Source organism: Quyinboa ferrireducens, assembly GCF_042436675.1.
Classification (GTDB): domain Bacteria; phylum Bacteroidota; class Bacteroidia; order Bacteroidales; family UBA5342; genus JBHJHP01.
This window is the reverse complement of record NZ_JBHMVA010000002.1, coordinates 387368-404732: the sequence shown is the minus strand read 5'-3', so window position 1 is coordinate 404732 and position 17365 is coordinate 387368. Positions and strand designations below refer to the sequence as shown.

At 36.3% G+C, this 17365-nt stretch carries 9 protein-coding genes; 6 read left to right on the top strand and 3 right to left on the bottom strand.

Annotated elements, in window-relative coordinates; genetic code table 11:
- Positions 1–58 precede the first annotated feature (58 nt).
- The gene (locus tag ACE01N_RS05135; protein WP_380585487.1) at positions 59–3781 is read left to right on the top strand and encodes an SUMF1/EgtB/PvdO family nonheme iron enzyme; all 3723 of its coding nucleotides are present in this window, start codon (positions 59–61) and stop codon (positions 3779–3781) included.
- 70 nt (positions 3782–3851) lie between these two features.
- On the opposite strand, the gene ACE01N_RS05130 is transcribed toward ACE01N_RS05135, so the two are convergent.
- The gene (locus ACE01N_RS05130; RefSeq protein WP_380585485.1) at positions 3852–4301 is read right to left on the bottom strand and encodes a hypothetical protein; all 450 of its coding nucleotides are present in this window, start codon (positions 4299–4301) and stop codon (positions 3852–3854) included.
- 565 nt (positions 4302–4866) lie between these two features.
- Positions 4867–6015 carry a hypothetical protein gene (locus ACE01N_RS05125; RefSeq protein WP_380585483.1) on the bottom strand — a complete coding sequence of 383 codons (1149 nt, stop codon included), beginning with the start codon at positions 6013–6015 and terminating at the stop codon, positions 4867–4869.
- A 92-nt stretch (positions 6016–6107) separates the two neighbouring features.
- On the opposite strand from ACE01N_RS05125, the gene ACE01N_RS05120 reads away from it, so the two are divergent.
- The 5 genes from ACE01N_RS05120 to ACE01N_RS05100 all read left to right on the top strand — a co-directional run bounded on the left by ACE01N_RS05120 (position 6108) and on the right by ACE01N_RS05100 (position 14495).
- The gene (locus ACE01N_RS05120) at positions 6108–6695 is read left to right on the top strand and encodes a HupE/UreJ family protein (RefSeq protein ID WP_380585481.1); all 588 of its coding nucleotides are present in this window, start codon (positions 6108–6110) and stop codon (positions 6693–6695) included.
- A complete protein-coding gene (locus tag ACE01N_RS05115; protein WP_380585479.1) occupies positions 6692–7204 on the top strand; it encodes a DUF6702 family protein in 513 nt (170 codons plus the stop codon). Before ACE01N_RS05120 ends, ACE01N_RS05115 begins: the two co-directional genes overlap by 4 nt.
- A 123-nt stretch (positions 7205–7327) precedes the next feature.
- Positions 7328–10579 (top strand): tetratricopeptide repeat protein, encoded by a 3252-nt coding sequence (locus ACE01N_RS05110; protein ID WP_380585477.1) that lies wholly within the window; start codon positions 7328–7330, stop codon positions 10577–10579.
- Between the two features lie 18 nt (positions 10580–10597).
- Positions 10598–12535: a transglutaminase domain-containing protein gene (locus ACE01N_RS05105; protein ID WP_380585475.1), complete on the top strand. Its 1938-nt coding sequence runs from the start codon at positions 10598–10600 to the stop codon at positions 12533–12535.
- A gap of 10 nt (positions 12536–12545) precedes the next feature.
- Positions 12546–14495: a DUF3857 domain-containing protein gene (locus ACE01N_RS05100; RefSeq protein ID WP_380585473.1), complete on the top strand. Its 1950-nt coding sequence runs from the start codon at positions 12546–12548 to the stop codon at positions 14493–14495.
- Here ACE01N_RS05100 and ACE01N_RS05095 read toward each other — a convergent pair.
- Positions 14492–17353 carry a TolB family protein gene (locus tag ACE01N_RS05095; protein WP_380585471.1) on the bottom strand — a complete coding sequence of 954 codons (2862 nt, stop codon included), beginning with the start codon at positions 17351–17353 and terminating at the stop codon, positions 14492–14494. The genes ACE01N_RS05100 and ACE01N_RS05095 overlap by 4 nt on opposite strands.
- Positions 17354–17365 lie beyond the last annotated feature (12 nt).

Genomic DNA, 17365 nt, shown 5'->3' with positions numbered 1-17365 from the left:
TAAAACAGTCTATTTAGACTGTTTTGTTGATTTAAGGATATTGACCAATATTAAACAGATGAAAAAATTATTATTCCTGGTATTACTATGTACTTCTTTTTTAACAGCTTTTGCCGTTAATGTTGATCTCTACATGCCTTCAAACGATTCAACAGGCGTTGAAACTCCAATATTTGTGTGGAATGATCCAGACATACCGGAAGGATTAACCGTGGCTTATGATTTTTACTTTGGAACAGAAAGTGATCCAGGCTTGATCCAGGAAGGATTATATGATGGATTCAGTGTATTAAACGATGATGAAACACAGATTGTAGCTACAGCATACATCTCTGACAGTGGCGAAGCTTTGTATTTTATTTATTATGATAATCGACTAAATTTTAAACGCTCAACAAAATATTTCTGGAAAATTATAGCAAGGCTAAGCGATGGAAACGAAATTACGAGTGACGTATTTAATTTTACCACTGCTGATATTAATGTACTTCCGTCAAGACCAGTTATCAGTTACCCGGCAAACAATGCCCAAAATGTAGAAAGCGAGAACCTGACTATTTCATGGAACGAAAGCTCTGATAATGATAGTGATGCCGTAAGTTACAATGTTTATCTGGGCACAGCCGCCAATAACATGGTTTTAAAGGCAGGCGGGCTTACCGAAACAGAGTATACGGTACCGGAAAAACTAATGGATCAGCAAAAATATTATTTAAAAGTTACAGCCGTTGATGGTCATAGTGGCGAAGAAGTTGATAACCTCAATGCTCCTTATGTTTTTACTGTTGAAAACTATGTAAACGATGCTCCAACAAAGGTTACGCTTACAAAACCATGGGATAATTCCGAAAATACGACCTGTAATGTTACCTTAACCTGGCAGAAGGCAACGGATAAAGATGGTGATGCTGTTTATTACGATATTTATCTTGACATGACCCCAAACCCTTCAACATTAATTGCGTCTGACATTTCCACGCTGTCAAAAGCTGTTGAATTAGAAAACAGACACGAAACCTATTATTGGAAAGTTGTTGCCAAAGATAATAAAGGAGGCGTATCCGAAAGCTCTGTATATTCATTTCTTCCATGGAAGAAAGCTGATAAATTTATGGAATTAGTGCGCGTAGAAGGAGGAACTTTCCAGATGGGTCAGCCTAATCCCAATATTGGTTTCGAAGGATATTCGAATGACGAGCAACCCGTTCATACTGTAACGCTGGATAATTTTATGATCGGAAAATATGAGGTCACGTGGGCTCAGTTCTGCGATTTTTTAAATGCCTTTAAAAATTCTGTTTACATTGATTACCAGGAAGATTACTACCATGACTGCGATATAGTTAAAACATCAGGTAGCAGTTATTTCGGTGCAGGAAAAGTTATCTGCCTGATATCCGACAACAGTGGTATTGACTATGAAAATCCGAAAATTTATTATGCCAATGGTTCTTATCATGTAAAGCAAGGGTTTGAAAACTATCCTGCCGAAAACATAAATTTCTCAGGGGCAAAAATATATTGCAGATGGGCAGGTGGCAGATTACCGACCGAAGCCGAATGGGAATACGCTGCACGCGGAGGAAACAAAAGTATGGGATATACTTACAGTGGAAGCAATTCAATAAACCAGGTTGGTTGGTATTATGATAACGGGTTGAACCTTCACAATCCTATGGATGATCATCATTTATCATTAAGTTTGTCGGGTCACGGCACACATGAAGTTGGTACAAAAGCACCAAATGAACTAGGAATTTATGATATGACCGGTAATGTTGGGGAGCTGGTAAGCGATTGGTATCAAAAAGATTATTATAGTATTAGTCCGGCTATTAATCCGCAGGGACCAGAGACTATGCCCGCAGATGACTCTTCTTTTATTTACCGTGGAGGCGACTGGTTCCGTCACGATTATCGATCGAGGAATTGTTCCAGAAACCGCGTTCAGTACGTCGATGAGTATCTTATGAAGTTTTTCAGAGGATTTCGTTTTGCCGCAGATACAACAGAAAATAATGCTCCGGATAAAGCAGATTTATTGTTACCCGCTAACGGGACTACAGGAATAAATTCGGCAGTAAAGCTTAAATGGAAGTCATTTAATGATTGGGAAGATGATTTGGTCGCTTATGATGTCTATGTTGATAAAAATATAAATCCTGTAACACTTGTTTCTCAGAATAATTCAGACACTACCTACGTGATTACAGCTATTGACTCCAACACAACTTATTACTGGAAAATTATTGCTAAGGACAACAAGGGAAATTCTGTAGAAAGTGATACCTGGTCATTTTCAACTGCAACAATCACAACATATACCCTGTCAGGCACTGCCTTAACAGAATTCGGGACACCAATGACAGATGTTGAAATAATGGGTTTTGATACAGAAGTATTTACCAATCAAAATGGTGAATTTTCGGCTGAGGTACCCGAAGGTTGGGCCGGAAGGATATGGCCTTTTAAACTTGACTTTGAGTTTACTCCAGAAAACATTGATTTTGAAACGATTAAACACAATATTGATTCAATTAATTTTACCGGGCATCACACTTATTTCTACTACATTATTGTTTATGTAAGGGATGAAAATGGAAACTATACTATTGAACCGGAAATAACTGCGGGAGAAGGAGCTATTAGCCCTGCGAGTAGTACATTTTATATGAAACGGGTTAACGCCGGTTGGACTGGCATAATAAAACCTGAACTTGAAGGATATTCATTCTCTCCGGCAAGCTACAAGATAGATACCCTTGAAGAAGAAACTGTTATTCATTTTTCACTGGCTCCTACCGAAACATATAATATCTCTGGTAGTATCAAAGATCAATCAGGAAATCCTTTATCCGGCGCTACGCTTTCTGGTTTTTCAGAAGAAGTCATTACCGACAATAATGGGAATTATACAACCACTGAATCCGGTGGCTGGAGCGGGACCATAACTCCCGAAATGGATGGATATCATTTTACTCCTGAAGAACTGGTTGTCACAACTTTAGAATCAGATATTTCACAGGATTTTACAGCAACTGAAAATGTACAAAGCTATTCTGTAACGTTTACAGTAACCAGCGGCAATATTCCGCTTGAGAACGGAACAATAATATTCGATGGATTAACTTACACCACTGATATCAACGGTCAGCTTGTCATTGGCAATATACTTCCGGGTACTTATAATTATGAAGTAACATTAGACGGTTATGAAGGAACCTCGGGAGAAATAATTGTTCACGATGAGGATATAACGGAAACCGTTTCATTAACACCCCTGCCATTAACATATAATGTTGTTTTTGTTTTGACTGATGGAATGAGCCCTGTTTCAGAAGCCTCTGTTAATTTTAATTCGGAAAACTATACCTCTGATGAAGAAGGCAAGGTTGAAATTGAAGGCATCGAAAGTGGCGAATATTCTTATCAAATTACAGCTGATGGTTATCAAACCTTTGACAGCAGCCTTATGGTTGAGTCTGACACCTTAGTTGCTATTGAGTTGTTAATTTTAAATGGAATCAAATCGGTTGAGGCAGAAAAGATCAACTTTTTCCCCAATCCGGTTCGTGATATATTAATCATTGATCCAGATCTTAAAAACTTTGATGAAGTATTGATCATTGATTATTCAGGAAAGGTCGTTGCTAAAAAAACATTATCGGCATTCACAACAAATGAAATTAATATGAGAGACTTGCCATCAGCAGTTTATTTAATCGCCGGTAAAAACAGTCAGAGTTATATTTTATTAGGAAAAGTTGTAAAACATAAATGATGTGGCCCAAAGAATCAAATACAAAAGCTGAAATGTCCCCCAGTAATGCAGATAAAGAATTTCAACTCGCCTAATTAAGTTCGGCCTCCTTCTTCACCAAAGCCTCAAACTGCAATAAACCATCCCGTAATTCGGTGTTGGTCACTTCTACATTACCGGAATTGAGTTCAAAAGTGATATTTGCCCAGGTACCTGTTGGCAGCACCGATGGTGTGTAGTCTCCTGCCAGCTCATTCTCGTTATGAAGGGCTGCATAAAAAGTATTAAACAGATCCACAGTTTCGGTATTCTGTTCCAGAATTACATCTTTGCTTGTATTGCTGAAATTATAATACGAAATATGTGCTTTCAGCTTTCCCTGATTAACTGTTTCAAAGAGATCAAAATGAAGGCTACCAGCGCCGTCTCTCTCAAAATGCATGCATCTGTAATACCCGGTAACTGTATCAGGATAATCCTCTTTTTGACAGGACACTATGCATATGGAAGCAAATAGCAAAAGGAAGAATATTTTTTTCATGGTTCAATGTATTATCAACAATCAAATATAAGATAAAAACTTTGAAGAAGATTCAACATAATCATAAATAAATACTGTAATTTTTACGGATCAGTACCTTTTCTTGTACTGATTCTATGACTTCGTTCTCCAACTGGGTTTAAGCATTTGGCAGTTAAGCAGGATACTATCGAATAATTCAATAAATTTCATACATTCTACAGTCTGATCAGGGAATGAAGGTAGTGAAAACTAACTTGTAATCAGTAGTAGATACTATACTTAATATTACCAGTGTCAGGGTAAAGCGGAACGAACTATGTTTTTGATTAAATTATCAGATATTTATTTTAGTACTCTGATAATCAGGACTAAAGTCCTTTTGTATGGATTTAACCAGTAACCCCGGCATTAATGCCGGGGTTACTGAATAATTTATATAATTGGGTTTTAACCCATAATTTAATATTTTAACCGATCAACAATGACTTGATATTGATAACTCCAAACCCCTAAATCTTCAGGAGGAAGACTTTAAGTCCCTTTTTCGCGTGTTGCCTAAGCTATAGCGGAGGCACAAGGGAATTTATTTTTTTACCAATCCCATATCAGTTGATACATACGGTTTAAGCTTTTTATACGGAATAACAGACCAGCCTGCATCGTCGCATTTACGGCTGGTTATTGGAGATTTGCTTCCGAGGTAGAGTCCCTTTTTAGTGAGGCACCAGGTTGGAAACTGCCATACTTTCACATCGTGGTAGTTGCAGGCACCGGCTGATTGCGGTGACATCTTATCCGGATATTGTGCGTTCATGAATTCAAGTATTTGAGGTCCAAAAACCTTATAGCGGTACTGGAACCATGCATATTCACCATCCTTAAGTTCCGGTTGCGGTTTTTCTCCAAACCAGAAGAGATTCTCCAGCGAAACCGTTTCTGCATCTTTCATATATAAGGTATTGTACACTACCAAATTCTGAGTCGGACTGCCGTAGCACGCTGCATTCGAAATTACTTTATAGCTTATAAGATCTTTGCTTAAGTATTGTACTTCAAATTCATACTGGTAATCTCCCGGTTTTCCCATGTAAACACAACTATACTTATAATTCAACGCCATCAAAAATTCAGCCTGTAATTTTATATTTACAGAATCCACATCCGGTAAATATTTAGAATTCTGAATCAACCTGAACCATTTCATGCCGGTTTCCGGTTCCATCTCATTCATAATATATGCGCCTTTGCTTATCTTTTCTTTTTTCAGATCGACCAGTTTGATATTTTTAGTCCGGTAAGCCGCAAATGGTGAAACCTTATATTTTTGTATTGCTTTAATAAACGGATGATCCAATTCGTTGACCTCTATCCTGTTCAAATGGACTTCCTGTGCCGTTCCATCCGGCTTTTCCCATACACCTTGCCATACATCCAGCCTTATTTCTTTAACGGTTAAACGGCTGCCCGGTGCCTTTTCCTTTGTCACCGGATCGTATTCATTGGCATGAAATTCAAACGTTGTATCCGGTAAAATTTTGCCTTCCAAAACATGATCGTACAAATTATCTGCAGTAAAATAGCGGGCCATACAGTCGTTTCCATATTCATCTATCTGAATGGCAACCTTCTGATTCCCGAAAGTCCCGTACAAATAATATGAGTTTTCACGATGTGCAAACAGTTGTGAAACGTTCAGCAAAAACAGTAAAAAGAGAATATGTACAAATCGCATAACCTATTTTAGAGATTTAAACAGTGTTTATAAAACAATAAATATGCAATCTTGTTTCAAAAGAAGTATTAATCCGGGATTTTCACAAAATAATGGATCAGTTCTTATTTTATCTCGAACAGGGAATTAACCATATTACCGACCTTAATGGCCTGGATCATATGGTATTCATCATTACGTTATGTGCTGTTTATACGCTTAGGCAGTGGAAACAGATTTTAATTCTCATCACCGCATTTACACTGGGACATACTTCAACACTGGCATTAGCCGGGTTGAATATTATAACGGTTAACCAAAAACTAGTGGAAACATTGATCCCAGTGACTATTCTTTTAACCAGCATTTACAACATTGTTAAAAAAAGTGCCCCGGATAAAAAGTTTCAGATCAACTACTTTCTGGCCCTGTTTTTCGGATTGATCCATGGCATGGGCTTTTCGAATTTCTTCAGAGCCATGATGATGGGGATTTCGGATGATTCTATTGTATTCCCCTTATTCTCCTTTAACGTGGGTATTGAAGTAGGGCAATTAATTATTGTTAGTTTGTTCCTGATCGCAAATCTTATTTTGTCGACCCTCTTTACCATAAAACACCGCGACTGGAATCTGGTTATTTCAGGTGCTGGCGGTGGTATTGCTGCAACGATGATTATTAAAGCAATGTTTTTAGGGTGAAATCATTAATATCCATAGGGCTTTTGTTGATCCTGCTGATTCCGGGAGGCTTACTTTATGCACATCCCATAAAAATGACCACGGGAAAATTACAGATTGATACCAAAGACAAAAACTGCATTCTCACCCTGAATTTCTTCATTGATGATTTTGAAAGTACCCTTCGGAAGATATATCCGCAGCCGGCATTTAATTATGATGAACCGGGTGAAACCATGAAGGCAACCATTTATGAATACATTACCTCCAATTTTGAACTAAAACTGGATGATACTGTAATTAGCTTTAATTTGGAATCCATTAAAAAAATTGAAGACAATGTATGCCAGGTAACGCTGAACGGAAACTTCACTAACCTGTCTGATTTTAATCTCATAACCGTGAAAGACGTCCTGCTTTTTTCATCCTTCAGCAAACAGTCTAACATCCTTCACGTGTTTATTGACAATGGATCACATAAGATTCTGCAGTTTTATCCCGGTGTTCCGGTAAGGATTGAAAAATTATAGTTAATAAACGTTTCGCTCTTTTTACTTATACTGAGTATGAATTATTAAGCTACTACGAATCCGTTTATTTTTTTCTTATTTTAGTAGCATTGTTGAGATACATTTAACCTAATATTACTTGCTATGTTACGAAGATTATTACTTGTTGTATTCATTTCAACTTGCTTTATGTATAATTTGCTGTCTCAAACCCAGGACAGTATTGTTGATAAGGGTATAAAATTATACGACGAACAAAAATACCCAGAAGCCATTGAAGTATTTGAAACTGTAGATGAAAATGATTCTGCTTACACCCGCATGTTATATGAGCTGGCTATTACTCACCTTGCAGAGGATGATTACAATCAGACCATGGAGACCTGTCAAAAGGGAATGACAGAACCTTCAACCTATGACGGTTTGTTTTTGGCGACTATGGCAACGGCATATGATAATATGGGTGAAAAAGATTCAGCTATTTCATATTATATCAAAGCAATTGCTAAAAAGCCATTTAATTATTTGAACCATTATAATCTTGGATATACTTATTATAATATTGGGGATATTGAGAAAGCTACAAAATGTTTCCAGGAAGCACTCAGATGCAATCCCTTTCATGCCACAAGTCACCTATTCCTGGGAATAATAAGTGCCCGGCAGCATCAGTTAACAAAGGCAATGCTATCTCTGGAAACCTACCTTATGGTTGAACCCAATTCAAGTAGAAGTAATAAATACCTGGTTTATTTGGATAACATTGCGCAAAGCTATGTTGATACTGCACATGGTCAGTATATTGAACCATTTCTGGATAATACACTGTTCGAAGAAACTGATCATCTTATTGCATCAAGAATAGTAATTACTGACGAATTTGAACCTGCAATAGATTTTAGTGCAGCTACAGTTAAACAGACACAACTTTTATTCGACAAATTACCGTTCGACACCACAGAGAAATCATTTTGGGTTGAGATGTATTTCCCGTTTTTTAAAAGTATTAAAGAAAAAGGATATATGTCACCAATGCTTTACACAATACTAACATCAACCAAAAATAATAAAGTACAGGAGTGGAAAGCAAAAAATGAAAACCTGCTTAAAGAGTTTTATAAACTGGGATCTGAACTTACCGCTGTGAAAAACTACAGAGATGTCATTACACCAAACGGTATTGTACATAAAATAGTAGAATACGACGATGACAAACCATATAGCTTTGGATCATATAATTCGGATCAAAAAGAAGAAGGTTACTGGGAGTATTTTAATAACAATGGAGGTTTAAAAGCCTGCGGAAATTACATTAATGGGGAAAAGAACGGAACATGGTCATATTATACATTGGAAGGAAATCTGGAATTTAAGCAGGAATTGAAGGATGGTAAAATAAACGGGATGGAATATAAATACTTCCCAAATGGAAAGATCAGATATGAAGTGGCCTATATAGACGATGTTCCTGATGGCATACTAAAATTCTATAACCAGACGGGGAGACTTGATGAAATAAATTATTTCAAAGACGGAACGCGAAACGGACCTGCAATAGGCTTTTACGGTAACGGTGATACCTCTTTTATCTACAACTATCTGGATGGTGAAATAAATGGTCTGTATAAAACTTACCATTATGATCAAAAGATTTATTTAATCTCTAGGTATAAAAACGGAAAAGAAGAGGGAGAAGAAACAACCTATCATCCAAACGGAAATGTTAGTTCAAAAGGTAGTTACATAAACGGTAAAGAAACAGGACTCTGGCAATATTTTTCTGATAATAATACATTACTGAGCGAATACCTTTACAATGACACAATTTTAAAAACAATTACCCAGTACCATGAAAATGGAAAGATTCAACAAATTACGCCATATAATGATGCAGGAAACATTAACGGGGAATTAAAATCCTTTGACAGAGAAGGAAATCATTTCTCCACAGAAGTATATGAAGACGGAAGTATATTAAAACTGATTAATTATACCGGTGATAAAGAAAGAGACAGTTATAGTTCTGATGATATGTCATTTGAATTTGTAACCTACTATCCTGATGGTCCGGTCGCCAGAAAGGGAAACATCCGAAATGGAAAACTTGACGGTACCATAAAAGATTTCTGGCGAAATGGTAATCTGAAAACAATATCTTATTATAAGGACGGGACAAAACTTCCCAGGGAAGAAAATTACTACATAAACGGGACTTTAATAGCCAAAACATCAGAAGCAGGCACGTATGGAATAAGCAAATATGAAACCTATTACAACAACAGCAATATTAAAAGTTCAGGGTATTTAAAGGATGGCTCTTTTACCGGCCAATATCTGCAATATAATCCACTGGGCAAAAAATCATTTAAGAGCTATTACATTGATAACGAACAAAATGGATGGTCAACCTACTTTTTAAATGACACCATAATAACATCACGCTATCAAAACAAAAACGGAGATTTGGTAAGGGTTGATTATTATGACGAAGCCGGAAACATATATTGTACTAACAATTATGATAAAAAGCCAAGATTTGAATCCTATAGTCTGACTGGCGAATTAAGGGGCTCCGTAAATGTTTATAATTATTGCTTTTACGACACATTAAAATGGTTTTACCCAAATGGAAATATTGAGTCTGAAATGTATTTTTTCAACGATCAAAGACAGGGTGATTATAACAGATATTACTTATCGGGAAAAATGCGGCAAAAAGGGAAATACCGCTATAATAAAAAACACGGATTATGGGTTTCGTTTTACGAGAATGGCTTGCCCGAAGATTCATCATATTATATTGCTGATAATAGGTTTTACCGTAGGACTTCTTATTATGAGAATGGGAAAATACAAGCTATGTCCATGTATATAAATGATGAGATGGATGGTTATACTACATTATGGGATTACAATGGAAACTTGCAAATCAGGATTTTATACAAGGGTGACGAAATTATTTCATATCAAACACCCCTATCTTCTGGTTGGTCTGAACCTATACAGATAAAAACCGGTAATGAACTGATAAAATCATACTTCCCAAACGGGAAAATTGCATACGAAATGCAACTCAAAGATTTTTGTCCCAATGGCGAACAAATATTGTATGCCGCAAACGGCAAAATAATATCACAAGCAGAATATTCATGCGGTTCATTAAACGGGAAACATACATATTACTACGCCAATGGAAATGTAAAATCAGAGGGAAATTATATTATGGGTGACAGGTATGGTTTATTTAGTGAATTTTACGAGAATGGAAAACTACGCAATACTACAGAATTCAATCAGGACGATATAAACGGAGAAGATGTTTTTTATGATAACACAGGAAAGCATAACAGAACTGAAATTTATTTCAACAACAGATTTATGAAAATGAAAGAATAATTAAGAAAGCAATTTGATTTGAAAAATATAAAAAAAATATATTGGGTTATTTCAGGAATTATTTTAGCACAGACATGTTTGGCAGCAAAAATAAAAATACCTGACATTAAAGATATGACTGCCAGATACAGCAATCAAAATGCAGTGTTCCTGTATAATAATAAGGATATCACATTTGATATTGTTAACGATTCACTAAAGATTTTTCAGCACAACGAGGAAGCAATAATGCTACTTAACGAACATTCCAAAAACGGTGCTAAGAATCATATCTATTTTGGAAAATTCAATTCAGTAAATAATGTAAATACATATACATATTACCTTTCAAAAGGAAAATACAAAAAAGCTGAGGCCACAAACAAAAAAACAACAAATAACATCGGCAACTCTGTATTTTATGATGATTCCAAGCAAATTGAAATCACCTATCCCATGGTAAATAAAGGTTCAGTTATGATTATGGCCTATGATGAGGTCATAAAAGACGCTCATTTTTCAGACTTGTTTTATTTTCAATCCTCTGTACCTACAGAACGTACAGTCCTTACTGTTAAAGTTCACGATAATGTAAAAGTTGAGTTTAAAAAATTTAATTTTGACAGGGTGCACATTGCCTGCGATTCAACGCATAAAGGGAAATACACCATTTATACCTTTACTGGATACAATATGCCTGCAGCAAAATATGGCAATAATTACACCAGCATTCGTCATCTTTGGCCACATATTCACATGCTCGTAAACGAAGTCAGGCTTTCTGATAGAACCGAACGGTATTTTGAAACGACAGATGATCTTTTTACCTATTACAATGGCTTTATAAAAACAATTGATACCACTTATTCTGAAGAGTTTAAAGACAAAGTAAAGGAGATTACACAGAACTGCATTTCAGATAATGATAAAGCAAAAGCTATTCTTTATTGGGTTCAGGATAACATAAAATATGTTGCTTTTGAGGATGGATACAGAGGATATATACCTCATAGTTCTCAAAAGGTTTTTGATCAGAGGTACGGTGACTGTAAGGATATGGCCAGTATTATTGTCGGAATGATGAAAGTTGCCGGGTTGCCCTGTTATTATAGTTGGGTTGGTACAAGAGACATACCTTATACCTATAAAGAATTACCAACAATAGCAGCTGATAATCACATGGTAGCAGCCTATTTAACCAAAGATTCTTTAATTATTTTAGATGGCACAATGGATATGTATGAATATGGATATGTTCCACATCACATTCAGGGAAAGGAAGTGCTTATCCGTTTATCCGACAAAGATTACACCATAAAACATTTACCTGTAACGGCTTTTACAGAAAGCCGGATTATTGATTCCTTAAGCATCCGCATTAATGGATCTTCAGTTACCGGAGTTGCTCAAAAGCGTTGGGAAGGTTATAACAGGTACGAAATTGCCAGTACGTTGGATGGCGTAAAAAATGATAAACTCAACAAAACATTAAATAAGATTCTGGTCCTTGGAAATAATACGTTTATCGTTAATAATTTTAATATCCCGGATATTAAAGACAGAGACAATCCCATAACTATTGATTATTCATTTAATGTCACTGACTACGTGCAAAATCTGGGTAATGAAATATACATTAATTTAAATCTGGATAAAGAATTTGCTGAATATAAAATTGATACAACCTTCTCATGCAGGCCATTTGCAAACGACTTTAAATTCTATGAAACTACTATATCATCATTAGAGATACCTGATGGTTTTAAAGTCAGTTATGTTCCGGAAAACGTTTCATATCACAATCCGTATTTTAGTTTTAAAATTGAATATTCACAAAATAATAACCGTATCACTCAACTTAAAACAATTACTATGAATTTACTGGACCTTGAGCCGAAGGATTTTTCTGAATGGGATAAAATGATTCTGGAATTGAATAAAGCATATAATCAGACTGTAGGATTAGAAAAAATTTAAACCAACGACTATGAAAAAATTATTTCTTTTACTGTTTTTGGCATCACAGATAATTGCTCAGGCAAAAGGATTTGAAACCACCGATTGGGAAACTTCACCGGATTACAAAACACTACCGGATTCTTTGATGAACGAAAATGTTATTTGTTTGAACCTGAATATAGCATATGACTTCAGACACGGAGATGATGGAAACCTTTATGCATACGAAACAGAACATAAAGTATATCGCATCCTGAATGAAGAATCCATTCAGAGTTTTAATAAATACTATATGTATGATGAGTCCGTACTTGAATATATAACCATAAAGGCACGGACAATTTCCTCCGATGGTACAATAAAGGAATTTGACAAGTCCAACATAAGAGAAATAACAGATGAGGAAACCGGGAAAAAATATAAGATCTTCGCTGTTGATGGTATAGAAGAAGGTAATACGGTAGAATATTTTACCGTGATGAAAAAAGAAGCAGAATCCTTTGGACGAAATTACTTTCAATTCGGCTTCCCTGTATTAGAGGCGAGCTACAGTCTTACATGCCCAGAAAAGTTGCGATACCTAATAAAACCTTATAATGGTCACATGACGCAAAGTGAACCGGAAATAAAAGATAGTACCGTTTATTATTCCTTAACCGGAGAAAATATTCCGGCAATAAATTCTGAACTCTTTTCGTATTTGAATCCCAATAAAGTTCGGGTTGAATATCGTCTCGACAGAAACCTGTTTAAAGGAAAATATCAATTAAATACCTGGGATATTGCAGCTAAAATTATTAACAACCAGTTTTCAAACCTGAATAAAAAAGAAGAAGCAGCTCTGGAAAAATTTATAAAAAAGCTTAAAGTACCCAATGGCGAAAATATAGATAAAATCATTGCCGTGGAAAACATCATAAAAAAGGATTTTCTCATCCAGGAGCAGAACAGCTATATTTATAACGATCTGACCTTTACTATTGGTGAAAAGGTCTCGTCGGATAAAGGTCTTGCCAAATTATATGCTAACATTTTTACAAAGCTCAACATACCTTATAATGTTGTACTAACATGTGAAAGAGATAATGTAAAATTTGACGAATCCTTTCCCAGCTGGAATTACCTTACGACCTATCTCATTTATTTCCCGGAATATGATTTATATCTGACCCCATCCACGCCTTTTCTCAGAGTGGGCATAACCAAAGAAGATGTTATGGCTCAAAATGCACTATTCATTCGTAAAGTAAGTGTAGGTAATTTTCATTCTGCCGTTGCCGATATTAAATACATTAAAGAGAACTCTTATTTGGATAACCAAAATAATATCATATCTGATATTACACTTGATGTTGAAAACAATAAGGTTAATATTGATCTGACAAAAAAGTTAAAAGGGTTATCAGGTGGATACTTTGAACTTATTTTATCATCGATGGATGAAGACCAAAAGTTAAGCACATTTAAAAATCTCTCAGGTTTGGATGATTTAAATCCTGAATTTTCCGATTTTAAAATAATCGATCAGAATAATAACAAATATCAAAATGAATTCGGATTTAACTGTAAAGTCTCTACTCCCAGATTAATTGAAAATGCCGGAAATAAAATCTTATTTAAAATGGGGATGGTTATTGGGCCTCAGGCGGAATTATACCAGGAAGCAGAACGTACACTTCCCGTTGAAAACCAATTTAACCGCAGCTACGACAGAATCTTAACGTTTAATGTTCCAGAGGGTTATAAAATATCCAATCCTGAAGCAGGCATTATTAATGTGGTAAGTTCCAAAGAAGAAGATGCGCCCTATGGATTTATATCTGAAGTGGAATATTCCGTCAATACATATACAATTAAAATCCATGAGTTTTATAAAGACCTGCTGGCTCCCATAGAACAATTTGAAGCTTTCAGAAGAGTTGTAAATGCCGCTGCGGACTTTAATAAAGTTGTTCTCGTTCTTGAAAAAACAGATTAAAATCCAAAGTTAAAAATCCCTTCTATTACATAATCCTGATGGCTAAAAGAATAGCCGACTTTGGCTCCTACTTTCCATTCAATTGGATAACGGAACAGATTCATATCTATATACATCGTTCCACCCAGAGCATTATATTCATATTCATCACGACTGAATTTAAACTGTCCAAGATCAGCCCAAACGCCGAAATTTAATCGTTTAAGATATGCCAGCCAAAATATTTCTGCATCCGCATTTGCCAGGGTAAACAGGTATTCAAAACCTATGCGGTAATTATCCTTGCCATATCCGGAATTTGTTAGTTTACTCCATCCTATTGGCATGGATAAGGGTTGTGTAAATACCATTCCGTATGGTTGATCCTTACTCAGGTGCAGAAAAGTGAGGTTCAGTTGAAGACTATGATTTACTTCAAATCCAGGCAGATAAAAGCTGACTTCAGCTCCTGAATATATTTGAGAATCTTCAGAGCCTGACATTTTATAGTGCCTATCAAATTTTTGCAGGATTGCCGTAATTTCATATCCCCAGTTTGTTTTTAGGTTCCGGTAAGCGTTTTGTTTCAACCAGGAATGATACAATCCAATACCATAAAATGTTCTGGTTCCCTGGCCTTTGTCAAATTCCATTGAACCGGTATTCTGAAATGTATACCTGTCTGATGCATAGCTACCATAGATAAAAGGAGATAATGTAATATACTCTGAAAGATGCCTGAAGACAAACGGGAATTCTACCTTGCCCTCGAACCGCAAGGCATTGATATCTGTACTCACATTATACCCGTATCCTGTTTCATCTATAACTAAAATGTTTTGGTTCCATGCACCATAATAGGTGTTAAAATGAATCACAGGAAGAAAACCGCGGTAGATGTAGTTAAAGTAAAACTTTTCATCTTTGTTGGTCGACGCAAAATTAATTCCAACCGACATTGTTGCATCATTCAGCATGCTTTGGGACAGCAATGACACACCGGGTAAATATGCCTGCCCTCCAAGTTGATAGGCAGCACCAGGTATCCAGCTGTGAAAATTAAACTGATGTGCAAATTTATTGTACCGGCTAATGCTGTATTCTGTTGAATCTTTTTCTTTGAAATCAACTTTACCTAACTCCATTTCAGCCAGATTTCGGTAAAGGTTAGGGGCATAATTGGGCACCTCTGTAAGGTTTTGATTAAGCATCTGATTGTCATTTTGTTTGACAACCTCATTTCCTTTCCATGTATAATCCAGATACACCAGATCCCCATCAATAAAAGTAGGTGATATTGCCCCAAACCTTGAATTAGTAATACGTACAGGTTCTCCTCCGGTAAGAGGTATCTGGTAGATATTTTCTATTCCGGACCAATCCCCTGAAAAAAATACATATTCGCCTGTCACATAAGGATGCTTGAAATCCATATTATCGGGCCCAAATAAAATCTTCTCCTCTTTAAAATCATTCCGGCACAGTATTTTGCCACCATCTGTGATTTTGATATAAACCAGTGACTTTCCGTCCGGAGTCCATTTTGGAGTAATAATATACCCGTTATTATCATTTTTAAGCCGCTTAATTATGCTGCCATTCTGCGGATTAAGGATTACCAGATTACAACCATTCAGATCATTCATTTCTACTGCAGCAATCTGATCCTTTACAGGATTAAATACCGGACTGTAATAGCTGTTGTAATGCGTCAACCTTTTATTCTTGAACTTTTGCATATCATATACATAAACAGCCTGCTGACTTTCCTGCTCCCATCTTGCATTCGGCATTTCAAGAGTATACAACAACTTATGATCCTTAACATCAAAATACTTTCCATTGTTGTACCCCAGCGATAAAACAGGTACCACAAAACCGGATGTGTCAATTTTCACGATCTGAGGCACGCGGCTCAGATTACTTTGATATGCGTAAAGATCAGATCCCTCTTCTGTTATGTATTCCAAACCTGAATAATCCTTTGACGTGTAAATTATATCCGGCTGATCAGCTTTTACGAGTTGATCCTGTGCTTTCCATAATTCCATAAGGGTATCTGCAGCATATTTGTAATATTTAAACTTCCGTGTATCCTTTAAACCGTTACTGCGCCTTGAAAAGGGCCATATATACCATGGGTACCGGGCAATTTTATCCAGCTTTGTTTTAAATATGTCAGGATCACGAAAAACCCTGTTAGCAGCTACTATTTGGTAGCCGGTAGCATAATGGTCAGGTATAAAATCCCGGTACGATCCAAGAATCATCTTATCGTATCCCGGATTTCCTTTTTGCAGAAAATATGCCCGCATTTCCTTTTCAAAGGAAGCTTGTCTTCCCCGTCCGTAGTCTGAAAGTGCTGTTTCAGTAACAACCGCATCACCTTCCATAAACCAGTTTGGGATATATAAGCCAACAGGGAAAGAATATCCCATTTGTCCGGTCAACCAGATGGGAAGTTTGGATGCCCCCCTGTACATACTGGTAAACTGAACCACATGTCTGCCTTCGTGCAAAATCAGTTGTTCATCCCAGGCCTGCCCGTAACTGTCCTGATAAGGCTTGGTCCATAATTCTACCTTATTAGGTGCCACAGCCGTCATACCGTTGGCAACAGCAGAATGTGTGCGTAGCACATAAGTGAATTTTTTAGGTTCAAAACCAAGCGAATAATTGACGTATTTATACGCCTTTTCAAGCTTCATTGCGTATTCAATAGCCTGACTTTCATAATTCTCAGGATAAATTACAATGTAATGCAATGTTTCTATTTTGTTCCAGTCAATCGACGATCGATCCGTGCCGGCATTCACAAATTGAGCATAAATATTGGGGGCTGAGACACAAAAAAATATCAAAAGCAATATTTTAGTCATGTTTTTAAAAGA